Origin of the sequence: Lysinibacillus parviboronicapiens, assembly GCF_003049575.1 — a bacterium.
Classification (GTDB): domain Bacteria; phylum Bacillota; class Bacilli; order Bacillales_A; family Planococcaceae; genus Lysinibacillus; species Lysinibacillus parviboronicapiens.
Genome location: NZ_PYWI01000036.1, coordinates 1 through 25,002, shown reverse-complemented (window position 1 = coordinate 25,002; position 25,002 = coordinate 1). Strand labels below are relative to the sequence as shown.

Genomic DNA, 25,002 nt, shown 5'->3' with positions numbered 1-25,002 from the left:
TTTGACATTACTTTAACAAACCAAACATGACATCTGTATGTCATCTATTGAAAGGAAATATTTTAATTTTCATTGTCTTTATATAATTTCACAATTTCTAGAGCTCGTTGTTGCACAATCTCACCTATATATGTTGGGTTAAGAATTTTTATTCGATTACCAAAGCTAAGTAAGAAACCGTATAGCCATTCATCTTCTGGTAGAGAGATTTGAACACTTAAATTATCGATATTTACATTTTCAGTGCCAAACGTCTCTTCCATCAATGTCGCAACTTTAGGATCAAATGACAATGTAAGATCAACTAAGTTTTGAGGCTGAAACCAATCTTCATTCCATGGAAGTGACGATAAATTAATTTCCTTGCGTTCAAAAGATATCATCTCTTTATTTAAATTCTTCATCCTCGAAACCTTAAATAAACGGAAACTTTCCCTTAGTAAACAATAGCCATACACAAACCAGACTTTCCCCTTTTGTACTAAAGTATGCGGCTCAATAAGACGTTCGGTTGTCTGTCCAGAAGCTGTAGAATAGGTAAAACTTACACAGAACTCATTTGCAATTGCTTTTTTCAATAGCGTAATCTGTTCTTTTAAGATGACGTTATGCCCCCAAGGACTAAGATCAATGAATAATTGATTAATGGATTGCTTCACCTTGTCATCTGCAACACCCGTTAATTTTTCAAGCACTGCCTCAGCATGGGCATCTTCATAGGAGGTCAGCGCGCTCTTGATAGCAATAGAAAGAGAAGCAAGCTCTTCCTTTGTTAACACTTGCTTATCCACTCTATAGCCATCTATTAAACTTATCCCTCCGTTCACTCCTTGCTGGCTCACGACGGGTACCCCAGCGAGACTTAGTGTTTCAACATCCCGATAAATCGTGCGCACCGACACCCCAAACAATTCAGCCAATTCGTGAGCCTTTACTTTTTTACGGTTAACTAAAATCATTGTCATTGTTAATAAACGGTCTAGTTTCATTTTCACCCTCCCTCTCTTTTAATTAAGTAGTTATAATTATCTTTTTTTTACTACAATATCCTCATTTTCTTTCTTTTATCCATTTGTTATTAAGTATTATTTAAGTACTTTTTGAGTTTTTTTTAAGTCAAATGTACTATAATAACGCCTGATAAATTATTACAATCAATATGGTTTTTTGACAATAAAAGAAAAAAATAACTCAAGAATCTTGAATAAGTATTGAATGAGCTATTTTTCTATTTTAACCACGCTGTTTTTCGGTTTCATTAAAATAGTATGATAAGAAACGCTTATACAATTATTTCAATTCTCTTAACACAACATAAAAAAATTCTATCCTAATATATCAGGAGCCTTTTCAAAAGCAATGAACTAGAGTTTAATGGTCTTCAATTTAATTGTATAAAGGAGATTTTGATGTGATTAGAGCCGTTTTAATTGACAATGAACCTTTAGCTTTACACTATTTTCAAAATAAGCTACAAAACTTTCAACAAATTGAGGTAGTTCAAACCTTCACCAGTGTAAAACTATTCCTAAATAACCTTCCATCAATGGAATTCGAGGTTATATTTTTAGAAATTAAGTTAGATGAACTGAATGGGCTAGAAGTAGCGGATATTATAAAAACTGATCGTCCACATGTCAGTGTTATATTTATTACTTCGTATCGAGATTTTGCTATACAGGCATATGAAGTAGGCGGTCTGGATTATTTACTTAAGCCAATTAGCCTAGCACGCTTAGAAAAAACAGTTTTACGTATTGAACATGAATTTTCCATGCAACAACTAACACAACAAGCTTCTAATACAGTGTTAAATGTTCAATGCTTCGATCAATTTGCTGTTTATAGCAATAATAGCCTGGTATCTTTCAAAACTGAAAAGACGAAAGAATTATTCTCTTATTTTATTTTGCACCCGAACATGCCCATTCATCGCGATTATTTAATCGAAATACTTTGGCCCAATTTAGATTATGTACGGGCAAAATCTAACCTTCACACCGCTCTATCTTACTTGAGGAAAACCTTAACTAACATAGGGTATTCTAATTGTATTATTTTTTCCAATAAGTATTATATTTTTGAAAAACCTAATATTATGTGTGATTTATATGACTTCCAACAATTTTATAGTGATTTTTCTAAATTAGAGTCCCCACCAATTTTTTTAATCAACCAATGCCTAACTATTTATAAAAATGGTTTACTAGTATATGATGATTACAGTTGGGCAACTACTTATAAAGATAAGCTTTATAAATCATACATAGATTTATTAGATAAAGGTTTTCAGGCTACTGTTTTAACTGATACTGAAACAGCAATTGATTATTTAAACACCTTGTTAGCATACGATCCTTACAACGAACAAAAACTTGAATACTACTTGCAAGTACTCATGAATGCAGGTCATCATAAACAAGCACATAAAATACTTTTAGCTTATGAGCAAAAATTAAAAGAGGACTTGGCACTTTCACCAAGTCCCAATTTAAAGGAAATCTCTAAAAAATTATTTCAAAATAAATAAAATCCTATTTCATCAAAAACGACGGGCAACTACAAATTTGTAGGAACTCGCCGTTTATTATTTTTTTAGCATTGTTTTATTCATTTATTTTTTCATTATTAGTTATAAACCGCTACCTTCTGTCAATCCATGCTTTACAGCATAAAGAGCAGCTTGTGTACGGTCTTGCACCTGTAACTTCGTAAAAATATTAGAAATATGCGTTTTAACTGTTTTTTCAGTGACGAATAAAGAGGAAGCTATTTCTCGATTACTTTTTCCCTTTGTAAGCTCTGCAAGTACATCCTGCTCACGAGGCGTTAATGGATTTAACACATGAGGCGCGTTTTCTGATTCTTGTCGATCCATTTCAAGTGTAGACGTTGCTTCAGGATGTAATGTATTCTCACCCTGCATAATTCTGCGAATCGATAAAACTAATTCGTCTGGTTCAATATCCTTTAACTGATAGCCAGCTGCTCCTGCCTCCATAGCTGGCACAACATGATCTCTATCTGAAAAACTTGTTAGCATTAAAATTTGTATTTGTGGAAACTTTGCTTTAATGCGCTTCGTAGCCTGAATACCATCCATTTCTGGCATAACTAAATCCATTAAAATTATATCTGGCTGAATACTTTCAGCTAAAGCCACTGCTTCAACTCCATTTTTGGCTTCCCCCACAACTTCAATATCCTTTTGTGTCTTTAAAAAGAATAATAATCCGCGACGGACTACATGGTGATCGTCTGCAATTAATACTCGAATCATTCTCGTTCCCCCTTTAATATGGCAATCTGATTAACAGCTCCGTTCCTTTGCCAATTTCACTAACCCAGTCAGCTGTGCCACCAACTGATTTTGCTCGATCTTTAATTGACTGCAAGCCCATTGACAGCAACCTGGCATTTTTATCAATGACAAAGCCTCGCCCTTCGTCACGAATAACAAGTAAAATATCTGTTGCCGTTACAGTAATATAAAGTGCCGCCTCTAATACGCCAGCATGGCGACGTACATTATTGAGTGCCTCCTGTGCTACACGAAATAACGTTTCTTCAATACGAGATGGAAATTGCAACACACCTGAAACCGTTATTTGGAGCTTTAAGCCAAGCATTTCCGCATAGACTTTAATAGCCTCTAACAAACCGTTTTCTAAGCCTTTAGGGCGCAGTTGCCAAATCAGGGCACGCATTTCTGTCAAAGCATCCTGCGTTAAATGCTGAATCTCCTTAAACGTTTCCTTTACATCACAATCATTACTCATTTCAATCCCTGCTCTAGCCGTCAATGTAACTGAAAATAGCAACTGATTGACAGAATCATGTAAGTCACGTGCTAGACGATTTCGCTCTTTGACAAGTGCCATTTCCTGCTCCTGTTTGGTTAGTAAAATGCGTTTAATGGCTGAACCCATTTGAAAGGCAACCGATTCAAGTAAAGCTAGTTCCTCCTCTGAAAAACGTACCGTATCTTTTGATGCTACATTGAGAACCCCAAAGCGCTCCTGCCCCGATTGCAATGGTACAGTTGCGTGGTGAGTGATACCTGCGTGATCACCAACATCTGCAGCTATAGCACTTTCAATACGTTGACATTCAATTATATTAGAAGCCTTTTTTAGTTCTTCATTGCGATAACGGGATACACACCAACAACCGCCTTTTTTTAAATAATGACAATTGTTGTATTTCAGTGCCTCTGGTAAATTTTCATGGACAACGAGCTCTGGCCGGCCTTTAGCGTCAATAAAAAAAATCCAACCTGTTTCAAAATTTGTGCCATTTAAAAATTTCACAAGGGCGCCTTTTAGCATTGTTACGATTTCTGTTTCTTCATTTAGTAGCTCAGCGATTTCTTTTAAAATACTGATATTTGAGTGCTCGTTCTCTCTCACAACAACACCTCTTCTTTTTGGCATTACTAATTTTAATGATAACATTTCCAAGTCTGTAGCGTCTGTTTCAGCCATTCATACTTTAGACTGAATTTCATTTGATAGAAGTAGATACCACCATCCTAGCTAGTTAATTTACTTCTATATTCAGAACATCTATAATCGTACAAGTATAAGGTTAATATTAAGGGGAGTTTTAGTATGTCTAAAAAACAAGAAAACGGCTTATTATTCATTTGGATGGTCTCTGTAGTGGCAACATTAGGATCTTTGTACTTTTCCGAAATACGTCACTATGAGCCTTGTAAAATGTGTTGGATTCAACGTATTTTTATGTATCCAATCGTCATCATGACAACCATTGCGTTTATCCAAAAAAATACTCGTATTGCTGTAACAACAGCTGTATTTGCCATTATGGGTGGCTGTGTGTCACTATATCATTATGGTATTCAAAAACTAAGCTTCTTAGCAGATTCAGCCCCTTCATGTGGTGCAGTATCTTGTACAGGCCAATACATTAACTGGCTTGGCTTCATTACAATACCGTTTTTAGCGCTTACTGCATTTATTTTAATTGCAGGTGCAAGCTTCTATTTATTGAAAGCTACAAAAGAGGCAAAATAATTAACATGATACTATCCCTATTGGGCATAGGTGCTACAAATGAATGTGTGCTTTTTAAAATTAAAGGATAGCTACAAGAAAATTCGCGATACTCCTACGGGACAGCGAACCTAGCGAGACCCGCAGATGCCTTAACACCTGCGGGTCTCGCAAATCGCTATGGGAAATAGAGCGAATTTTTTATTTCCAAGTTTGATGAGTATACTCTAAGTAAAAAATAGATGAAGGGGCTTTTTAAAGCCTTCTTTTCCACGGAGGAAGATAGATGTTTCATTATCAAATAAATGAAAATAAGTTAACGGTTGAGGAGTTACTTCGCAATCATTGGAAACTAGGCAAAAAACTAGTACATGAATTACGTATGGCGAAGGCCGTCACAACAACTGACGGTGAGCCATTACTGTGGAAGGAACCACTTCAAGCAGGAACAATGATAAAATTTACATTTCCTATCCCCACTTCTAGCTATAAACCAACACCCGTATGTGCAATTGATATTGTATACGAGGACGATCACTGTTTGGTTGTATCCAAACCAAAAGGCATGTCCACACATCCAAATGATGCGCGTGATACGCATACCTGCATGAACCATGTGATGGCACACATCAAGGAACAGGGTGGTATGTATGCAGAACATGTTCATCGTCTTGATCAAGGTACACAGGGCTTGCTTCTTGTTGCTAAACATCCACTTGCCAAATCAATATTTGACCGAATGATAGAAGAAAAAACAATCATTCGTACGTATGCCGCTGAAGTCCAAGGTAATCTTCGTTCGACGACAGGAACTATTGCAGAATCTATCGGTAAAGATCGCCATCATGCAACGAGACGTGTCGTGTCAAATACAGGACAGCATGCGGTCACACACTATGAAGTTATAGCACGCTATAAACATTCTTGTGTTGTTCACCTGATTTTGGAAACAGGTCGAACACATCAAATTCGTGTGCATATGGCACATCTCGGTCATCCTATTATCGGCGATACTATGTATGGTGCACGTGAAACGGCTAGTGGTGACTACGAGCTACACGCCATCCAGTTAGAATTCGATCATCCATTTTTAAATAAGCTCATCGTAGTAAAGGATGAAAAACAATAACACTTTTCAAACAAGAGCCAGTAAATGAACAAGTACTCTTCAAGCCTTTGCTGGAGTCACGACCGCTTCCTACACAACAAAATATCTCTCTACGTTACACTTTTATGATGAAGAAGCCATCTCGAATGAAATTGGGATGGCTTTTTTCTTTTCAAATAGAAGTATCTATGTGAACCCGTTGCTTTCTGCTACGGCTGACGCTTTTCGCGGGCACGGCTTCAGTCTCCTCGTCACTACGCTTCTGCGGGGCCATCAGCTCATGATTTTCCCGCAGGAAGCCTTGCTCTGTTGCGAAAGGTGAATGCCGTCAGCTACACTCGCCGCCTTCGCTCCAATCAACTTGTGTACGTAAAGTTGGCGACCAAGTATTTCTGTGCAAAGAATTTGGGTTAGTGCTGATAGATTTGTATGGTGACCATTAAATAACAACATATCCCCTAAATCAATTTACTTATAATTCTAAAAAAGTATAAATATATGATTTACTATTTAACTACAAATATTTTACAGTAAATTTAATATTGATTTTCCATTATTGGTAATGACGATGGATTTTTTTCATGATAGAATAAAGTAAATTGTCAGTCATCTGACGATATGAGGGAGGAATTCATGGATGAAATGGGTTAAAAGTATTGCAGCAACAACACTCGCTGCAAGTTTACTAGCTACACCAGGTTTTGCTGCAAATGCTGAAGAAACAACACCAGTAACTACGAAAGACGGTTTCAAATTAACAATTCTACACTCAAATGACACACATGCACACGTAGAAGCTGCACCCCAACGTGCAACAAAAGTTAAAGAACTACGTGCAGCAAATGCAAACTCACTTCTACTAGATGCTGGTGACGTTTTCTCCGGTACTCTATACTTCAATCAATTTACTGGAGAAGTTGATATGAAGTTAATGAACTTAATGGGCTACGATGCAATGGTATTTGGTAACCATGAGTTCGATTTAGGGTCAAGCCCTGAAGGACATGCTGCACTTGCGAAGTTTGTAAAAGGTGCTGATTTCCCATTGTTAGGAAGTAACTTGGATTTCTCAAAGGATTCCTTATTTGATGGCTTACAATTCCAAACAATCACAAAAGACTTTGAAAATGGTAAAATCTATAATGGTATTATTAAAGAAATAGATGGCGAAAAAGTAGGCGTTTTCGGTTTAACAACAGAAGAAACCCCATCGATTTCTAGCGTTGCCAACGTTCAATTTGCTAACTATATTGATTCTGCGAAAAAAGCAGTAGCAGAATTTGAAAAGCAAGGTGTCAATAAAATTATTGCCTTAACACATTTAGGCTTCGATGATTCAAAAGAATTTGATAATGACCAATTACTAGCCTCTGCTGTAGAAGGCATTGACGTTATCGTAGGCGGACATACACATACAAAATTAGATAAAGCTGTTAAAGCTGAAACTTCATTTAAGAACCCAACGATCATTGTACAAACAGGTCAATATAGCGAAAATTTAGGCGAACTTGATCTAACTTTCAACGATAATGGCGCAGTTGTTGATTATTTCGGTCAATTACATGCCTTAAATGATAAAGAAAAGCCTGTTGAAGCTGATGCAGAAGCAACTAAACTTTTAGCACCCTATACTGAAAAAATTGCGGCTGTTAAACAACAATCTACAGGTAATACTGCCGTTTCGGTACTCGATGGAAAACGTGGTATTTGGGGCGTTCGTGCTGGGGAAACAAACCTAGGTAACCTCATTACTGATGGTATGCTCGCTGGCGCACAAAAAATTGACCCAGAAGTACAATTTTCCTTCCAAAATGGTGGAGGTATCCGTGCAAGCATTGACGCTGGGGACATTACTGTTGGTGAAGTAATGACTGTAATGCCATTCGGTAATGCGCTAGGGATTGTAAAAATGACTGGTGCAGAAATCTATGAAATTGCTGAACATAGTGTGAAAGACTTCCCGAAAGAGTTTGGGGGCTTCCTGCACTTCTCTGGCTTGCAAGTAGAATTTGACGGTAAGGCAGAAGCTGGTAAACGTGTCACGTCTATTAAATTAAACGGTAAAGAACTAGATAAAGCAGCTACTTACAAAGGTGCTACAAATACTTTCACTGCTAAAGGCGGCGATGGTTTTGAAACACTTGAAAAAGTATATGCTGATGGTCGTGTAAGTGAACCTGGTACAATAGACTATGAAATGTTTATCGATCATTTAAATTCGCTTAAAAAAGTAGATCCTAAAGTAGAAGGTCGTATTGTAGCAACAATTCCATTTACAGATGTTGCAAAAGGCTCTGAAACAGAAGACTACGTTCGTGATCTTTATTATCGTGATTTAACACAGGGCACTTCAGCAACAACATATTCACCAAACGCTCATTTAACACGTGCACAAGCTGCTTCATTTATTGCGCGTGTATTAAAACTTGAAGCAAAAGGTGAAGCTACATTCTCTGATGTAACTAGTTTAGAAGAAGCTACACAAAAAGAGATTACAGCGCTTGCTGAAGCTGGAATTGTACAAGGCCAAAATGGCAAATTCAATCCTACTGCTAAAGTTACTCGTTCTCAACTTGCTTTAATGTTTGCACGTGCTTATAACTTACAACATGATGCAAAAACAGGTTTAACAGCAGACTTCAGTGATATTTCTAAATACAATGCTGAAACGCAAAACGCTATTGCACTTATGCAAGAATTAGAGATTGCTAGCGGATCAAATGGCAAATTTATGCCCGCTAACAATGCTACACGTGCACATATGGCTAAAATGCTTTCTAACTACATTCCTTATGTAAAAGAATCTAAATAATGCGATAAGAAAACCCGCTTCTCCTAATAGAGTACGGGTTTTTATCTTTACTTAGTAAAACTTGACAATAATTCGATGTAAAGTGGCATTCACACCACTAGCCTGAAAAAGCCTTATTCTGTAGATCCAACACGTCCATCAGTTATCACAGTTTTAAAAAGCTATAATTAAAAATCGAATTTAAAGTTATCTGGGTCTTGTCCAAAGCGTTTATTGAGATTTAATGAAGCTATTTGTGTCATTTGAGCTTGCGTTAATTCAAAATCAAAAATCTGTGCATTTTCTTCAATACGGCTTGGTGTTACAGATTTCGGAATAATAATCGTGTCATTTTGTAAATGCCAACGAAGGACTACCTGTGCCGCAGTCTTCCCTAATTCTTGACCAATTTCGAGAATTGTTGAATTATCCAAGACACCACCACGCCCAAGCGGTGACCATGCTGTCAGTGCGATTCCATGCTTAGTACAATATGTCTTTAAAGCGTCTTGTTGCAGATATGGATGCACCTCTACTTGATTGACCATTGGCGCGATATTTGCTTTTGCTAATAGTTTTTGTAAATGATGCTCATGGTGATTTGATACACCTGTTGCACGAATTAATTTTTCATCATAAAGTCGTTCAATAGCTCTGTACGTTTCTTCAAATGATTGTGGCACTGCCCAATGTGTTAAATATAAATCCAAATAGTCCATATTTAACTTTTTCAATGATACTTCAAATGCACGTAACGTTGCATCGTAACCTTGGTCATTATTCCAAACCTTCGTAGTGACGAATATCTCCTCTCGCTTGACGCCAGCGTGACGAATCGCTTCGCCTACCTCTATCTCGTTGCCATACAATGAAGCCGTATCTATCGCCCGGTAACCAACTTTAAGTGCATAGTCGATTGCCTGCAATGTTTCTTCACGTTCTGTCATTTTATATACACCTAAACCAAGACGTGGCATTTCTACACCATTTGTTAATACTTTTGTTGATTGTAAATTCAAGAACTACAGCCCCTTTCTTTTCCTAGTTCCATTATACAAAAAATTGGATTTAAGAAAAATAGAGTAGTTCTCCTTCATCTGCACCATATTAAAGAGACTTTACTCCGGGAAGTATTATCACCTTGTTCCGGAATTACGCATATTCTAGCTTTTTACGTCACTGTTTCTTGATCTTATCTTCCGGCTCATCTACCTGAATTGGGTCTGTTATACGATCATCCTCTGCAAGCTCTAAACCATCACGCATACGCTCCATTTGCTTGCCAAGCTCTTTCACTTCGTCAAAATTCCCTGCCATTGTACCATTCTCAATACTCGGAACTTTTTTCTCCATTATCATCACCTCATCTATAGTTTTCCCGAAATACTTAAGACTGAACCATTTCTGACATATTTTCTTATTCATTGACGTTTCCTTTTCATAGTAGATAAGCTATACTTAAGGGAGATTTCTTTATAAACATGAGGAGGGTTCTTCCATGAGTTTATTATTAATTCTTGGTGTTACAGCTGCTTTCTTAGCTGCTATTTTCACGGCTGGTTACGAAGGCGACTACAAAGCGGACAAATAATACCTCAAGACAATCACTAAGTATGTTTTACTGCTTAGTGATTTCTTATTTTATTGAAGTACCTTTATGGTTACTTCTTTTTTTTATGGGAATTTTAAAACGAACTATGGCTAAAACTAGTTAAGCATGACACCGCTCCTTCATTCCTTAATAATTTGAATACGAGATAAATCCTTGACTTTCAATACTATATAAAATAAACTTAGTTACATAAAGTAAGTTGATAATTAAAAATAAGTAATTTTTGGAGGCAAACAATTATGCACTTTCATGAAAAACCAAACACATATGTAACAAATGTCGAAATTAAAGTAAGTGATTTACATCGTTCATTGAAATATTACCAAGATATTATAGGTTTTAAGGTTCTACAAGCAGAGTCACATAAAGCAACTTTATCAGCGGATGGCAAAACCGCACTGTTGACAATCGTTCAACCAGAAACAGTGGAAGAAAAAACGAGCTTAACAACGGGGCTGTATCACTTTGCCTTACTATTACCAACACGCCGTGACTTAGCAAATATTATTAGTCATTTCCGCAATTCGGGCGTTTATTTTGGGGCATCTGACCATGATGTGAGTGAAGCTCTTTATTTACGCGATCCAGATGAAAACGGTATTGAAATTTATACTGACCGTCCTGAAAGTGACTGGACTTGGCATTTCGATCAAGTGCATATGGTAACAGAACCACTTAATATTTCAGCCATATTAGATGAAGGTGACGGTGAATGGCAGGGACTACCTACTGACACAGTTATGGGACATATACATTTATCGGTTTCCAATTTAACTGCAGCAGAGGAATTTTACACAAAAGGCTTAGGTTTTGATATCGTCACACGTTATGGTGGACAGGCACTATTTATCTCAACAGGTCGTTACCATCATCATATCGGTCTTAATACTTGGTATTCTGAGGGAGCACCAAAGCTTGGCGAAAACCAAGTCGGCTTAAAAACATTTACTCTGCGACTGGATAATGAGACACAAGTGGCTGACATGAAAGAAAACCTACATGCGATTGGAGCAACTATTGTTGAAATTGATGGAGGTTTCCAGACAGTTGACCCTGCTGGTAATGTAGTGTTACTGAAATTTTAAGCTATCCGTCACTTTCATATTTCAACAAAAAAAGCAGTTCTCACATGTGGAGAACTGCCTTTTTTAATGTAACCCTGGGTAACCTTGCTGTCTCAAAGCTTCATAAATAACAATCGCAGCTGTATTCGATAAATTCAGTGAGCGTACATGTTCACTTTGAGGAATCCGCAAACACATATTACGACGTTCATATGCAAAATCCTTCGGCAACCCTGTCGTTTCTTTGCCAAACATAAAGTATATATCACGTTGCTGATTACTAAAATCATGTGTTGTAAATGGCTCTTCACTATATGTTTCAATTAAATACACATCACCGTTTTTCGAAAACTCGATAAAATCCTCGAGGGAATCATGATACACAACATTGACACTATGCCAGTAATCTAATCCAGCACGCTTGAGCATTTTATCATCCGTTGAGAAGCCAAGAGGACGAATTAAATGTAAAGAGGTATTCGTACCAGCACAGGTACGTGCAATATTACCTGTATTTGCTGGAATTTCTGGTTGATATAAAACGATATGCAATGGCATAACGGTACACTTCCTTAGCTAAAAAATTGTAAACCTTTATTAATTTCAACGAGTACTTCCCCGTCTAGTTCTTTGTCTTTTGCCACGAGCAATGCCTTTTCTGCCTGCTCCCCGCCAATTTTCCCTAATGCCCATGCCGCCGTTCCTCGGATAACAGGGCGATTATCTTTTTCTAGAAGAGACACTAAATCTGGCACTGCTGCTGCTTCTTTAAAATGTGCTAATGCTAAAATAGCATTGCGTTGAATAGGCTTTTTACCACGCCAAGAGCCTGAAACATGTCCAAATTTTTCTTTAAATTCACGGTTAGAAATGGTCAAAAGTGGTACAAGTAACGGCTTTGCGATTTCTGGGTCCGGCTTAAACTCTTCGTGAATCCAGTTAATCTTTCCTTTGTTTTTTGGACATACAGTTTGGCATGTATCACAGCCATACAGTCGATTTCCAATATGGGCACGAAATTCATCGGGCAAGGTTCCCTTTGTCTGCGTTAGAAAGGCAATACAACGCTGTGAATCAAGCTGCCCTCCCTCTACTAACGCGCCTGTTGGGCAAACATCCAAGCATAAACGGCAATCCCCACATTCATCTTCCATCGCTCTATCTGGTGCAAATGGAACATTGGTAATGAGCTCTCCAAGATACACATAGGAACCAAACTCCGGCGTAATAATAGAGCAATTTTTCCCGCTCCAGCCAATCCCCGCACGCTCGGCTACTGCCCTGTCTACCAGTGCACCCGTATCAACCATTGATTCAATACGCACACCCTCTACTCGTGCTTCAAGCCATGCTGATAATAGTTTTAAACGCTCTCTTAACGCTGTATGATAATCGACACCCCAAGAAGCTCTACAAAAAATCCCACGTCTTGAGCCCTTTTTTCCAACAGGTGCATCCTGCATACGTGATGGATACGCTACTGCTATGGCAACTATGCTCTCTGCTCCTGCTAGTAGTTGAAATGGCTCAGTACGTTTTTCTATATCGCTTTCTTCAAAGCCTGATTGATAGCCAAGCTCTTGCTGGCGACGCAGACGATTTTTTAATTCTGTAAATGGAGCTGCCGTTGTAAAGCCAATTTTATCAACGCCAATGGACATTGCATACGCCACAAATTCACGCTGTAGGTCATGTATGTTCATTTTATTTCCAACTCCTTACATGATACAATAATAGAAATAGTTAAAGTAGGTGATAATTTTATGAAAGTGTCACTCAATCCAACTCTCAATACACGATATCCTGAGCTAAAAATCGGCATTATTCATTATACCAAAATTGTCGTAGCACAATCGCCCCAAATGATTAAGGGACGAATGCAATTGTATCAGGAAAATCTGTATTTAGAAATGCAAGAGACTCCTGTTACACAACGAGCAGGTATTGCAGAATGGCGACAACTTTGGAAAAATTTTGGTGCTGATCCAAACCGTTATCGCCACGCGGCAGAAAGCTTAATGCGTCGTATCTGTAAGCAAAATTATTTAACACCATTGCAATCTGGTGTTGATTTAAATAATTTCTTCTCTTTGCAATATGAAATTCCAATCGGCCTATATGATGTAGCTTATCTTAAAGGAAATATTGAAATCGCACTTGGCGATGAAGAAATAGGATATGAAGGCTTGAATGGCCGCTTTAACTCGTTAAATAATATCCTCTATAGTCGTGACGAGGACGGCGCATTCGGTTCACCATTCGTCGACTCTAAACGAACAGTCGTCTCAGAGTCAACGACAGATGCCTTACAAATTTTCTATTTGCGTCCATCGCTTTCAGACAGTCAATCCGAAGCACTTCTCTCCTCCGCCGGTAAAATGTTCAACCAAATACATGGTGGCGACTATTCTACAACTCTATTAACAAATGTTGCACCAGCTACTACACTATAAAAAGGACGTGTTTTCATGATAAATCTTGCAGAAGCTGTTAAACTGAAAAGCATTTTAACAAAAAAAACTCAGGAACTTACGAGTGAATTACATCGAAGTGCCTTTGTAACTGTTGAAAAGGGACAAGCACCAAAAACGAGCAATCGTGCTATGACCGTTATTGAATCTGAGCTAGCACAAATACGTCTGGATGTACGTACTTTAGATCGCCTTGTATATGAGGCCAATATCAAAAACACAGTAGACTTTAAAGGTCAACAAATAGCACTAGTCGAGGCAATTGAACTTGCAACACAGCTTCGAGCAGAAGCAGAGCTTTGCAAACACTTTAGTACACATGAGAAGGAAAGTGTACGCATGGGCTATGGTGAAAGTACAATGCTCTATGAAATTGCCATGTATGAGCCCGATGAATACCGGGAACGTGCCCTAAAGCTCGAAAAAGATGCACACAAGCTTTCCAATTTAATTAATGCCAAAAATTATAGCATTGAACTTAACTTTGACGATTCTCGCTATTTCTAAGGTGGGACGGTGAAGCGCCAAACCTATCCTAAATTGGAAATATAAATACCAGTTTTATAGTTAATAAAAAAGATTGAAGCTATTTGCTTCAATCTTTTTATTTATAGCTCTCCTTAAAGAAGTACTATTCCTATTTGTCGTTGAACTAGACAACTTTAGAGATACTTTTTTTTTACTGTATTAAATCATAGTTAACTTCAAATTCCCCTAAATCCATATCAGCAATATGGAAAGTGACATTATAGTTAGAATCAGTATATGTATGAGTGTCTTTCTCTTCATCTAAAGCTTTACCAAGTTCTTCTTCATTTTTATCTAAATTCAATCCTATTGCATCAATAATTGACATAGCAGATAATAATCCTTCTTCCCATTCATCGCCCTCTTCACTTACTTCATTTATTGGACTTGCTTCTACAGAAATCTTATATCCAATTAATTTTTTATCCTCATTATATTTAGCGACTACTTTATAATGACCCTCATGTTTTTTAAAATCAGTTTCCAATAAAATTTGTGACAATATACCTTCCTCTTTATTCAAGTCATTAGTAATTGGTTCTGGAATCTTCTCTAATTCTATTGGTTCTTCTGTATCCTGTTTATAGACATCAACTCTGACATTGTATTTTTTAACAAACTTTTCTACTGTAGCTTTTGATTCAGCATCAACCTCTTCATATTTTACTGGAACGACCTTCTCTTCCTTTACGCTCTCTTCTTTTTTTACATCTTCTTCTTTGTTCTTCTCTGTTCCCGCTCCGGAACACCCAACTAGCATCACAGCTAGTATTAATAATAAAGCTTTCTTCATTTCTTTATTCCCTCCGAATGCATACCATTAAAAATGTACGTTTTTTACTTTAGCAAAATACAATTATAATACAAACGACTACTATTTTAACATTTCATCACCTCAATTACAATTCTGACAAATAAAGGTGTTTATTGCTACAGTTATTATTCCCTATTTTTCGACATTGCAGGTGCTATAAAAAATTTGTATTACCTAGTGAACTACCTAAGACGGGTATTATGAACGTCTTTTAAAAGCCCGAATTTTGTCGAAAAAAATACTTAAATACACTTAAAAAGTCGAGTTTCCCCGACTTTACTTAACCGTTATTTTTGTATGTATAACTCATGTTTTCTTTTTAAACTACTATTACTAAAGAAATATTAGTCTAATAATTGTAACAATAAAAACATGATTAAAATTAATAAGAATTTATTGTAAAACGATAAACAACGTGTTAAATTCAAAGTGACAACAAATAAGTGAGGTGCTTTTTATGAAACGAGTATCAACACTCTTTTTAAAATTAGCTGTTATTCTTATGGGAATCCCCGTACTAGCTTTGTGTATATTTTTGGTGCCTAAGATAGCGAATTTTGCAGCACAATTGTATCCAGATATGGCATATTTAAAATATCTCGTTTTTATCGATTTGTATGCAACAGCAATCCCTTTTTACTTTGCTCTGTATCAAGCATTTAAACTTTTAAGCTATATTGACAAGAATATAGCTTTCTCAGATTTATCTGTAAGAGCTTTAAAAAATATAAAATACTGTGCAATCACAATCAGTATCTTGTATGTGTTAGGTATGCCTCTCTTCTATCTCATTGCGGAGATGGATGACGCACCAGGTATCATACTAATTGGCATGGTCATGATTTTTGCTTCAATTGTGATTACAGTTTTTGCTGCTGTTCTTCAAAAGCTATTGAAAAATGCCATCGATATAAAATCGGAAAATGATTTAACGGTCTGAGGTGAAAAATATGGCAATTATAATCAATATTGATGTGATGCTGGCGAAAAGGAAAATGAGCGTAACAGAACTTTCGGAGAAGATTGGCATAACATTGGCTAACCTTTCTATATTAAAAAATGGAAAGGCCAAAGCAATTAGGCTTTCAACATTAGAGGCTATTTGTAAGGCTTTAGAATGCCAACCTGGGGATATTTTAGAGTACAAAAATGAAGAAGAACATACGGATTGATTAAGCTTAAGACTTGATCTTTTGGGGTCATGATAATTCAACAAACTCAAATGTTTAAATTAGCAACAACCTTTGAAAAAATAGCCGAACTGCAAAATTTATAATTTATTTTCATTTTCAATTTATTTTGACTGCTAAAATAAATGTTACAGTTGGAAATGAATGCTCTTTAATTCACAAAATTTGGTAAATCAAGGCTTTTCATATCACTTAAAACTGTATACAATAGATTTATGGGGTCGATGAGACTCCATTACTAGATGGATGTGCTGTTTTCGAGGACTACTTTTACGTAGACAACTTGAATAAACCAATGACATGTGACCTGTTACTCTATGACCGATGACCCATAACCAACTATCGGCAAAGGCATAAATAATCTGTTATCATATGACTAATTCGAAAACGCCATCCAAAACTCTCTTGCACTATGTGTGTAAGAGAGTTTTTTTATGTCTAGTTTGCCCCTATCACGGACAGAATGGCTGTATACCAAAGAAAGGGGTAATACAATGACAAAGCAAAATAATTCGCAATTTGAAAATGATGATACATTGACTAATCGACAAGGCCACCCAATTACCAACAATCAAAATCTACGAACAGTAGGGAATCGCGGACCAGCAACACTTGAGAATTATGATTTCTTAGAGAAAATAAGTCATTTTGATCGCGAACGTATTCCAGAGCGTGTTGTTCATGCGCGTGGTGCTGGTGCACATGGCTACTTTGAAACATATGGTGGAGTCGGCAATAATCCTATTTCTAAGTATACAAGGGCTAAGGTTTTTCAAAACAAGGGGAAACAAACACCTGTTTTCGTTCGCTTTTCAACAGTTATTCATGGTGGGCATTCACCTGAAACCCTTCGTGATCCGCGAGGCTTTGCCGTAAAGTTTTATACAGAGGATGGTAACTGGGATTTAGTCGGCAATAATTTAAAGATTTTCTTTATTCGCGATGCTATGAAATTCCCAGACATGATTCATGCTTTCAAGCCCGATCCGATAACAAATATTCAAGATGTTGAACGCTTTTTTGATTTCTGTGCGAGTTCACCAGAATCCTTTCATATGGTGACCTTTGTTTACTCACCTTGGGGCATTCCAGCTAATTATCGAATGATGCAAGGCTCCGGCGTTAATACGTATAAATGGGTGAATAGTGATGGCAAAGCAGTATTAGTAAAGTATCATTGGGAGCCATTACAAGGCATCAAAAATTTAACACAAAAAGAAGCCGAAGAAATTCAAATGAAAAATTTCAACCATGCAACCCAAGACTTATACGATGCAATTGAACGTGGTGATTATCCTGAATGGGAGTTAAATGTTCAAATTATGGAGGATGGGCCACATCCTGAGCTTGATTTTGATCCTCTAGACGATACAAAGCTTTGGCCAAACGACAAATTCCCGTGGTACCCCGTAGGCAAGATGGTATTAAATAAAAACCCAGAAGACTATTTTGCAGAGGTTGAACAGGCAACTTTCGGTACAGGTGTCCTAGTGGATGGTCTAGATTTCTCTGATGATAAAATGTTGCAGGGACGAACTTTCTCTTACTCTGACACACAGCGTCATCGAGTCGGAGCAAATTATTTACAGCTTCCCATTAATGCACCAAAGAAACGTGTTGCAACGAATCAAAATGGTGGACAAATGCTGTATAAGCGCGATTTAGCACCAGGCCAAAATCCACATATTAACTATGAGCCTTCCATGTTAAATGGCTTAAAGGAAGCATCACAATCAGCTAAAGAATATACACCTCTTGTGGAAGGTCATCTCGTACGCGAATCGATTGATCGTCAAAATAACACGAAACAAGCGGGGGAAACATATCGTAATTTCGAGCAATGGGAGCGAGACGAACTTTTAGGAAATCTTATTCGTGATTTATCGAGCTGCAAAATTTCTATTCAAGAAGCAATGATTGCCCTTGCACAAGAAGCGGATGAAGAATATGGTCGTCTTTTAAAAGAAGGACTGCAAAAGGCACAAAAAGACACTTCAACTGCTCGACCTCTTGGCAATATCGACGGTGACGATGCCCCTAACGATGCCGTTAACAAAGGGCATGATGCTGAGCCGTATTAAAAAAAGCGTTCTGCATTTTCAAACTTGCAGAACGCTTCTTCTTTTATTTAATGCACACCTGGTAAAATTCTTAAGACTTTTTCCTGTGCATCTAAAATGGCATCTACCCCTAAAGGTATGGCAATGTTTGTTGTTTCATGTCCGATTTTAAAGCCAGCTACTACTGGGACACCTAGTTCTGCAAAATACTCTGTCATTAACGTTAAAAGCGCCGCTTCATCTGCCCCAGTTTGCGTAAAGGAACCAATAATAACCCCAGCCAACTGTTCGAGTTTGCGGGCTTGCTTTAATTGTTGCAGCATGGAATCAATACGTGGGATTGACTCGGCTATATCCTCTATCAATAAAATTTTACTCTCTGTACGAACTTCAAACTTCGTACCAAGAGTACTTACAAGTCGACGTAAATTCCCCCCTACAATTTGACCGCGTGCAACACCTGGGGCAATCGCCGTTAGAGGCGATAGCATTTCCGTATATTGAACTTCCATCGGTGTAAAGAGCTGTAAAAACATTTTCTTCGATATATCATCCATTTTACTTGCAGCCATTAGCATCGGTCCATGGAAGGTTACTAAATCTGCAAATTCATGAATCGCACCATGCAAATATGTAAGATCTGAGAAGCCCCAGAAAATTTTTGGATTTTCTGCAAGTAGATCATAATCTATCTTTCCTGCAATACGAGCAGAGCCATAACCACCCTTTACACAAAAAATAGCCTTCACCTCAGGGTCCTTCACCATTGCATGAAAATCTGCAAGCCGCTCCTCATCACTACCAGCTAAATAGTCATGCTTAGCATTAATTGTATCGCCTATTTTATAACGTAGGTCCAATTCGTCAAGAAAGGCTAATGCTTCCCCAAGCTTTTCTGGCTCAACAAGGCTAGATAATGCTACAAGACCCACTGTATCACCTTTGACCAAACGTGGTACTGTATTTTTCACAATAACCCCTCCTATACTTTTCTTTATTCTAGCATATGTATAACTTTGCATCATTGATTATTCCTAGTATTATTGACTATAACTGATGTTGGATTCTGACTATTCAATTTGGATTTTTTGCATTTGCCCAATGCACGTTCCATATAAGATGAATATTACTGAGTAAATTAAGGAAGATTTATTATCATGAAAATACCACCATACGCACTATTACTACTCGCGACATTATTATGGGGTGGTAATTTCGTTATTGGTCGTGCAGTAAGCGATGATATTCCACGACTTACCCTTGCCTTCTTACGCTGGTGTGTTGCCTTTATCATCTTTTTTCCAATTGCTTTAGGCAACTTAAAACGCGAATGGCATATACTAAAGGCTCAATGGCCAATTGTACTCCTGTTAGCATTAACAGGGGTCGCAGCATTTAATACGCTCGTCTATATTGGGCTACATTACACGACTTCCATAAATCATCGCTCATGAATTCATCAACCCCCATTATGATTTATATGCTATCTTTTATTTTTTTAAAGGAAAAACTATCTAGGTTTCAAATTCTCGGAGCGACCTTATCACTTAGTGGTGTGTTTTTCATCATTTCTGGGGGCTCTGTTGCAAGCTTGGTGGATTTTACATTCAATAAAGGTGACATAATTGTTGTAGTTGCCGTGTTCTGTTGGAGCATTTATTCACTCCTTGTAAAGCACTATGCAGGACGCTTACCAGGGCAATCTACTTTTCTTGTAACAATCTTTATAGGAGCTGTTATGCTGCTACCATTCTATATATATGAATCTATGACATTGACGAGCTCCATTCACTGGCAATGGTCAACGATTGCAGCGATTTTATAGGTTGGCGTTTTCGCATCCATTATAGCCTTTCTAGTTGGAATAGCGGTGTCATCCAACTTGGTGCTAACAAAGCAAGCATTTACCGAAATTTTATCCCTGTATTTGCGTCAATTTTTGCTGTAATCTTTCTCGGCGAAAAGCTACATGGATTTCAGTTTATAGGTGGGCTTGCCGTCGTCGCTGGTGTTTATATTAAGTGGTAGAAAATAATAAACGTAGACTTCAAAAAATGGAGTCTACGCTTTTTTTCTTATTTTGTACCACCGTAAATAATAGTTACATTGGGGTGATTCAACAATTGGCTAGCTGGAAAATCTTCCGTCACAACACCACTTTTTAACTTTTCAATTGCCTCTAGTTTTTTCTCACCAAACGCGATTAATACAATTGCTTTAGCATTCATAATCGATTGAATGCCCATTGTAATGGCTTGCGTCGGTACGTCTGCTGGATCATCAAAATAAATAGCATTTTCAGTTCGTGTAGATTCAGTTAACTCCACAATATTCGTTAATGATGTAAACGATGTGCCAGGCTCATTAAAGCCAATATGTCCGTTAACACCAATTCCTAGTAGTTGCAAGTCAATTCCACCAGCTTCTGCTATACGGTCATCGTATGCAACACACTCAGCCGCTAGATCGTCCACTTTGCCATTTGGTAATTGAATATTTTCTTCCTTCATATCTACATGATTAAATAAGTTCTCGTGCATAAATGTCCAGTAACTTGCTGGACTCGATTGATCTAGACCGACATATTCATCCAGATTAAACGTTTTCACATCTTTAAAAGTAATATCTCCCGCTTGTTGGCGTTTGACTAATTCCTTATACATCCCAACTGGCGAACCTCCTGTAGCAAGACCTAAAATACTAGCAGGCTTTGCTTTCAGTTGCTCCGTGAAAATATTTGCTGCCACTGCACTCATTTCATCATATGAATTTACTTCTATCCACTTCATTGTACTTGTCATCCATATACCTTCCTTACAATCATTATTATTAACTAAAATGGAAAATATTTTACTAATTAGTAGCTAATATATTAATTTTACAAGTTATCTAATTACTTTTCTATTATTTTCTTTATCAATCTTTATGCGTGTATTCTTTTAACAATTCGGTTATGTTAAATAGTAAGGAAGTGAGGCGATTTTTATAATTTCACAAATACAACAGTACTTACAACATATTAAATTTCAAGGTCCTTTAGAGCCATCCATTAAGCTTTTGGGGCACTTGCAAACTTGCCATCTCCATACAATTCCATATGAAAATTTAGACGTGGCGTTGAAACATAGTATCTCCTTCGCTATCCCTGATCTTTTTCGTAAAATGATTGTTCAAAAACGCGGAGGTAATTGTTTTGAGCTAAATATTTTATTTAGCTGGCTCCTACGTGAGCTCGGTTTTACTGTTACAAACCGCTATGCGCAATTTTGGCGTAATATCGAAGACGGAACACCTCCTGAAGAAGTCCCTATGCATCAGCTACTTCTCGTCACTTTTGAAGGTTTACATTATATTTCAGATGTTGGCGTAGGTGCACTCGCTCCCTGTAAGCCAGTACCTTTAATTGCTGGCCATCAGCATCGTGAAGGCAATGAGCTTTACAAAATTGAATGGGATGAAATATATGGCTGGATGCTCTATGAGCAAACTCCACATAAATGGCGTTTACTCTATTGCTTTACGGATGATGCTAACGATGCTAGATTTGCCCCACGGCTTTCTAAACAAACCAATAAAATTGCGATGATTCGTACCCCACGTGGACGACACACTATGCTCAATAATGAATTTCGCATATATGAAGGTCAATCCCTTACAACCTATACAACACATAGCGACAAAGAGTGGTTACAAGCGCTGAATCGTTATTTTCATATTTCACTGTTCTAAATAAGGATGCATCGAATAAATGCATCCTTATTCATATTAATTTTTCGAACGCTTTAGTAACTCATAAATAACTTCCTCGTCATGCAGCTCCTTTACTAAGCCGATACCATCTACAAAGTAGTAGGTTTTCACTACATCACTATATATAAATGTCTCTTCTAATATAGCGACGTTTTTATAGTTGACTCCGCCTGCACGAACTGTCCCATCCGTCATTTTAACTGTAATTCGATTACCATTTACAGGACCATCGTCATCTTCATGTACAATTACACCAATTCGCAGCGGCAATTCTATAAATAAATCATAATGCGTGCTAAAATCTGCAGCAATTGCTTGTCCATATACAGTATCGTCGCCATAAAGCAGTTCATCATTAAATGGCTCTTGCGTACTCCTATTTGTAACCGTCCAAACGTCATTTTTATTATCGTTATGGCTATATTGATAATTTAATGTATACCTCATATCCTTATCAGGCGAATAAAAAGCATACGTGTATACATACGCAGGATCCTTTAAAAGATTCACTTTTGAAAGTGTTAAGGCTCGGGCCATAAATGCTGAAAAATGTGCTCGTGTTAGCGGTAAATTTGGTTTAAATGAACCATCCTGATAACCCCTTGTAATATTATTATTCGCAATTGCTAAAATTTCCTTATATCCTATTGTCTTTTCTGTAACATCTGTAAATTGATACGAATTTGATCCTTTTAGTTTAAAGGCCCTTTGTAGAACAATCGCCATTTCTCCTCTAGAAAGCGTACCATCTGGTTTAAATTTCTTTGTTGCATCGAAAATTCCAGCATTTTGCGTAGCCGCTATTTCTTTAAAATAGATATGTGTTGTTGGTACATCTAGATATTTCGGATTTTTTACGTTCGTTGTCTTCAATCCTAGCGCTCGTGTTAACATTACAGCTACTTGTGCCTTTGTCACATAGTCATTTGGTTTAAACATGCCATTAGGATACCCCTTGATAATGCCTCTTTCTACTAAATAATCAATTTCAGTTGCTAACACATTTTCGGATGTTACATCTTTAAAACTGGCTGCATAAACCGGTTGAATTTGTAATATCCATACAGAAAGCACAGCCACACACAGAATCTTAGTAATTTTATTCATGTCATTCCCCCTATTTTTCTTTCATCCTTCTTATCCTATTCTCCATCAACAACAATTAGATATAATCTCCAAAAATAGCATAGCAATAACGTTGTTTATTATATTCTTTGATATTTCATGACATCCACCTATCCATTTGTATTACTTACCCATACCCATTGTCTTATCCTTTTACGCCTGAGAAATATACGTGATTTTTTCTTCTATCTAGTCTGTAGCAAAAAAAAACCCTCTACTATAAGCTGTAGAGGGGGTCATCATTGTATTTTACATTCAATGACTTTATTAATTATTTCTTTTGTATTAAACCTAGACCAAGTCCAGTAGGATCAACCAAATATGCCAGATAAAAATTATTAAACTCCATTTTATCTCAGACGATTATCGCACCATGTTCCTTAGCTTTTGAAATAGCATCTTGCATCATCTTCAATTAGAATATGAGTTCCATGAGGATAATCATTTGGTCCCTTTCCAATTATATAGTTCACGGTAACTACGCAGATTTCATCTTATCCTTTGTAGCGCTTTAGTAATTTTTCTTGGTGGGCACTGAAAATTTCCTCAAGTGAAATATCATACTTATTGGCAATCACAATGATATTTCCTAATACATCGCCAAGTTCCTCTACTAATTCTTGTTTATTCTCTTCATAGGAACCTACCTTTTCATCTGGTCGGTCTCTTCCTATTTCAAGTGCTCGAATCGCACGTGCTACTTCTCCCGTTTCTTCGGCCAAAAAGCCGATCCGTGTAAAGATATTTAAGTCTGACCACCCTCGTGTTTCATAGTAATCTTTTATCCACAATTGAAAATCATTTAATTCCATAAACCTATGCCCCATTTCCTTGTTGTATAAATGAAATTATACTATAAAGCTTATAGCCTTACCTGATATGGATGGTATTCCCTGCAATCAAGTACAGATCAAGTTTATAAATAATTTTGCTATGCTACGAACAAAGAAAAAAGACCTCAACATAATCGTTGAAGTCTTGTAATTAATCATTTAATGGTACCGGTGGTCGGGGTCGAACCGACACTCCAAAGGAACACGATTTTGAGTCGTGCGCGTCTGCCAATTCCGCCACACCGGCATGAGACCTTAGAGATAAAAAAAATCGGATAATCCGATTGTTGTTAAAAAACATTATGGAGGCGGCAACCGGATTTGAACCGGTGATAAAGGTGTTGCAGACCTGTGCCTTACCACTTGGCTATGCCGCCATAAAAATTGGAGCGGAAGACGAGGTTCGAACTCGCGACCCCCACCTTGGCAAGGTGGTGTTCTACCACTGAACTACTTCCGCAATAAATGGCTGGGGTACCTGGATTCGAACCAGGGCGTGACGGAATCAAAATCCGTTGCCTTACCGCTTGGCTATACCCCAAAAGATAATTTTATGAAAATGGGGCGACTGATGGGAATCGAACCCACGAATGCCTGAACCACAATCAGGTGCGTTAACCACCTGTCTCTTATACACATCT

The 25,002-nt window shown here is 37.4% G+C and carries 25 protein-coding genes, 4 tRNA genes and 1 pseudogene; 14 read left to right on the top strand and 16 right to left on the bottom strand.

The features are described 5' to 3' along the window. Nucleotides 1-62 precede the first annotated feature (62 nt). A complete protein-coding gene (locus C9J35_RS20290; RefSeq protein ID WP_107926316.1) occupies nucleotides 63-989 on the bottom strand; it encodes a helix-turn-helix transcriptional regulator in 927 nt (308 codons plus the stop codon). 422 nt (nucleotides 990-1,411) lie between these two features. Here C9J35_RS20290 and C9J35_RS20285 point away from each other — a divergent pair, with 422 nt between their 5' ends. Further along, the gene (locus C9J35_RS20285) at nucleotides 1,412-2,530 is read left to right on the top strand and encodes a response regulator (RefSeq protein WP_107926314.1); all 1,119 of its coding nucleotides are present in this window, start codon (nucleotides 1,412-1,414) and stop codon (nucleotides 2,528-2,530) included. Nucleotides 2,531-2,632: 102 nt separating this feature from the next. Here C9J35_RS20285 and C9J35_RS20280 read toward each other — a convergent pair whose 3' ends face one another. Then, nucleotides 2,633-3,280 carry a response regulator gene (locus C9J35_RS20280; RefSeq protein WP_107926312.1) on the bottom strand — a complete coding sequence of 216 codons (648 nt, stop codon included), beginning with the start codon at nucleotides 3,278-3,280 and terminating at the stop codon, nucleotides 2,633-2,635. Nucleotides 3,281-3,293: 13 nt separating this feature from the next. After that, complete coding sequence (locus C9J35_RS20275; RefSeq protein WP_107926332.1) at nucleotides 3,294-4,409, bottom strand: GAF domain-containing sensor histidine kinase; 1,116 nt, start codon at nucleotides 4,407-4,409, stop codon at nucleotides 3,294-3,296. Nucleotides 4,410-4,610: 201 nt separating this feature from the next. On the opposite strand from C9J35_RS20275, the gene C9J35_RS20270 reads away from it, so the two are divergent. The 3 genes from C9J35_RS20270 (at nucleotide 4,611) to C9J35_RS20260 (ending at nucleotide 8,935) form a co-directional block, all read left to right on the top strand. Then, complete coding sequence (locus C9J35_RS20270; protein WP_107926310.1) at nucleotides 4,611-5,036, top strand: disulfide formation protein C; 426 nt, start codon at nucleotides 4,611-4,613, stop codon at nucleotides 5,034-5,036. A 265-nt stretch (nucleotides 5,037-5,301) separates the two neighbouring features. Beyond that, nucleotides 5,302-6,144: an RluA family pseudouridine synthase gene (locus tag C9J35_RS20265; RefSeq protein WP_107926308.1), complete on the top strand. Its 843-nt coding sequence runs from the start codon at nucleotides 5,302-5,304 to the stop codon at nucleotides 6,142-6,144. Between the two features lie 616 nt (nucleotides 6,145-6,760). Next, the gene (locus C9J35_RS20260) at nucleotides 6,761-8,935 is read left to right on the top strand and encodes a 5'-nucleotidase C-terminal domain-containing protein (RefSeq protein WP_107926306.1); all 2,175 of its coding nucleotides are present in this window, start codon (nucleotides 6,761-6,763) and stop codon (nucleotides 8,933-8,935) included. Between the two features lie 167 nt (nucleotides 8,936-9,102). Here C9J35_RS20260 and C9J35_RS20255 read toward each other — a convergent pair whose 3' ends face one another. Both C9J35_RS20255 and C9J35_RS23775 read right to left on the bottom strand, forming a co-directional pair. Next, on the bottom strand, nucleotides 9,103-9,933 hold the full coding sequence (locus tag C9J35_RS20255) for an aldo/keto reductase (protein WP_054768615.1): 831 nt from the start codon (nucleotides 9,931-9,933) through the stop codon (nucleotides 9,103-9,105). Nucleotides 9,934-10,090: 157 nt separating this feature from the next. After that, on the bottom strand, nucleotides 10,091-10,267 hold the full coding sequence (locus C9J35_RS23775; protein WP_167396019.1) for a hypothetical protein: 177 nt from the start codon (nucleotides 10,265-10,267) through the stop codon (nucleotides 10,091-10,093). A 498-nt stretch (nucleotides 10,268-10,765) separates the two neighbouring features. On the opposite strand from C9J35_RS23775, the gene C9J35_RS20250 reads away from it, so the two are divergent. Continuing rightward, nucleotides 10,766-11,611, top strand: coding sequence for a VOC family protein (locus tag C9J35_RS20250; protein ID WP_107926304.1), 846 nt, complete (start codon nucleotides 10,766-10,768; stop codon nucleotides 11,609-11,611). Between the two features lie 63 nt (nucleotides 11,612-11,674). Here the strand turns inward: C9J35_RS20250 and trmL are convergent, their stop codons facing one another. Both trmL and queG read right to left on the bottom strand, forming a co-directional pair. After that, nucleotides 11,675-12,148: a tRNA (uridine(34)/cytosine(34)/5-carboxymethylaminomethyluridine(34)-2'-O)-methyltransferase TrmL gene (gene trmL / locus C9J35_RS20245; RefSeq protein ID WP_054768613.1), complete on the bottom strand. Its 474-nt coding sequence runs from the start codon at nucleotides 12,146-12,148 to the stop codon at nucleotides 11,675-11,677. Nucleotides 12,149-12,162: 14 nt separating this feature from the next. Then, on the bottom strand, nucleotides 12,163-13,293 hold the full coding sequence (gene queG, locus C9J35_RS20240; RefSeq protein ID WP_107926302.1) for a tRNA epoxyqueuosine(34) reductase QueG: 1,131 nt from the start codon (nucleotides 13,291-13,293) through the stop codon (nucleotides 12,163-12,165). Nucleotides 13,294-13,353: 60 nt separating this feature from the next. On the opposite strand from queG, the gene C9J35_RS20235 reads away from it, so the two are divergent. Beyond that, nucleotides 13,354-14,043 carry a B3/B4 domain-containing protein gene (locus C9J35_RS20235; protein WP_107926300.1) on the top strand — a complete coding sequence of 230 codons (690 nt, stop codon included), beginning with the start codon at nucleotides 13,354-13,356 and terminating at the stop codon, nucleotides 14,041-14,043. A gap of 15 nt (nucleotides 14,044-14,058) precedes the next feature. After that, nucleotides 14,059-14,568, top strand: coding sequence for a hypothetical protein (locus C9J35_RS20230; protein WP_054768612.1), 510 nt, complete (start codon nucleotides 14,059-14,061; stop codon nucleotides 14,566-14,568). Between the two features lie 172 nt (nucleotides 14,569-14,740). On the opposite strand, the gene C9J35_RS20225 is transcribed toward C9J35_RS20230, so the two are convergent. After that, nucleotides 14,741-15,382, bottom strand: coding sequence for a hypothetical protein (locus C9J35_RS20225; protein ID WP_107926298.1), 642 nt, complete (start codon nucleotides 15,380-15,382; stop codon nucleotides 14,741-14,743). Nucleotides 15,383-15,860: 478 nt separating this feature from the next. Here C9J35_RS20225 and C9J35_RS20220 point away from each other — a divergent pair, with 478 nt between their 5' ends. From C9J35_RS20220 to C9J35_RS20210, 3 genes are all read left to right on the top strand, one after another. Continuing rightward, a complete protein-coding gene (locus C9J35_RS20220; protein ID WP_107926296.1) occupies nucleotides 15,861-16,343 on the top strand; it encodes a DUF2975 domain-containing protein in 483 nt (160 codons plus the stop codon). Between the two features lie 10 nt (nucleotides 16,344-16,353). Then, the gene (locus C9J35_RS20215) at nucleotides 16,354-16,575 is read left to right on the top strand and encodes a helix-turn-helix domain-containing protein (RefSeq protein WP_107926294.1); all 222 of its coding nucleotides are present in this window, start codon (nucleotides 16,354-16,356) and stop codon (nucleotides 16,573-16,575) included. Between the two features lie 512 nt (nucleotides 16,576-17,087). Next, entirely contained in the window at nucleotides 17,088-18,674 is a 1,587-nt protein-coding gene (locus C9J35_RS20210; RefSeq protein ID WP_107926292.1) for a catalase, read from the top strand. A 47-nt stretch (nucleotides 18,675-18,721) separates the two neighbouring features. Here C9J35_RS20210 and C9J35_RS20205 read toward each other — a convergent pair whose 3' ends face one another. Beyond that, on the bottom strand, nucleotides 18,722-19,624 hold the full coding sequence (locus tag C9J35_RS20205) for a S66 peptidase family protein (RefSeq protein WP_107926290.1): 903 nt from the start codon (nucleotides 19,622-19,624) through the stop codon (nucleotides 18,722-18,724). Between the two features lie 186 nt (nucleotides 19,625-19,810). On the opposite strand from C9J35_RS20205, the pseudogene C9J35_RS24625 reads away from it, so the two are divergent. From C9J35_RS24625 to C9J35_RS24615, 3 genes and pseudogenes are all read left to right on the top strand, one after another. Further along, nucleotides 19,811-20,163 (top strand): annotated as a pseudogene (locus C9J35_RS24625) (DMT family transporter); the annotation flags it as partial. 84 nt (nucleotides 20,164-20,247) lie between these two features. Further along, on the top strand, nucleotides 20,248-20,478 hold the full coding sequence (locus C9J35_RS24620; RefSeq protein ID WP_268807942.1) for an EamA family transporter: 231 nt from the start codon (nucleotides 20,248-20,250) through the stop codon (nucleotides 20,476-20,478). Beyond that, the gene (locus C9J35_RS24615) at nucleotides 20,451-20,681 is read left to right on the top strand and encodes an EamA family transporter (RefSeq protein WP_268807940.1); all 231 of its coding nucleotides are present in this window, start codon (nucleotides 20,451-20,453) and stop codon (nucleotides 20,679-20,681) included. Before C9J35_RS24620 ends, C9J35_RS24615 begins: the two co-directional genes overlap by 28 nt. 47 nt (nucleotides 20,682-20,728) lie before the next feature. On the opposite strand, the gene nagB is transcribed toward C9J35_RS24615, so the two are convergent. Then, nucleotides 20,729-21,442 carry a glucosamine-6-phosphate deaminase gene (gene nagB, locus C9J35_RS20195; protein ID WP_107926330.1) on the bottom strand — a complete coding sequence of 238 codons (714 nt, stop codon included), beginning with the start codon at nucleotides 21,440-21,442 and terminating at the stop codon, nucleotides 20,729-20,731. Between the two features lie 190 nt (nucleotides 21,443-21,632). Here nagB and C9J35_RS20190 point away from each other — a divergent pair, with 190 nt between their 5' ends. Then, complete coding sequence (locus C9J35_RS20190; protein WP_327324110.1) at nucleotides 21,633-22,382, top strand: arylamine N-acetyltransferase family protein; 750 nt, start codon at nucleotides 21,633-21,635, stop codon at nucleotides 22,380-22,382. 36 nt (nucleotides 22,383-22,418) lie between these two features. On the opposite strand, the gene C9J35_RS20185 is transcribed toward C9J35_RS20190, so the two are convergent. The 6 genes from C9J35_RS20185 to C9J35_RS20160 all read right to left on the bottom strand — a co-directional run bounded on the left by C9J35_RS20185 (nucleotide 22,419) and on the right by C9J35_RS20160 (nucleotide 24,902). After that, nucleotides 22,419-23,510, bottom strand: coding sequence for an S-layer homology domain-containing protein (locus C9J35_RS20185; protein ID WP_107926288.1), 1,092 nt, complete (start codon nucleotides 23,508-23,510; stop codon nucleotides 22,419-22,421). 512 nt (nucleotides 23,511-24,022) lie between these two features. Then, nucleotides 24,023-24,340, bottom strand: coding sequence for a MazG nucleotide pyrophosphohydrolase domain-containing protein (locus C9J35_RS20180; RefSeq protein ID WP_054768608.1), 318 nt, complete (start codon nucleotides 24,338-24,340; stop codon nucleotides 24,023-24,025). 184 nt (nucleotides 24,341-24,524) lie between these two features. Continuing rightward, nucleotides 24,525-24,608, bottom strand: a tRNA-Leu gene (locus C9J35_RS20175). Nucleotides 24,609-24,664: 56 nt separating this feature from the next. Next, nucleotides 24,665-24,738, bottom strand: a tRNA-Cys gene (locus C9J35_RS20170). Between the two features lie 8 nt (nucleotides 24,739-24,746). Further along, nucleotides 24,747-24,821 (bottom strand) — tRNA-Gly (locus C9J35_RS20165). Nucleotides 24,822-24,827: 6 nt separating this feature from the next. Beyond that, nucleotides 24,828-24,902, bottom strand: a tRNA-Gln gene (locus tag C9J35_RS20160). Nucleotides 24,903-25,002: the final 100 nt, after the last annotated feature.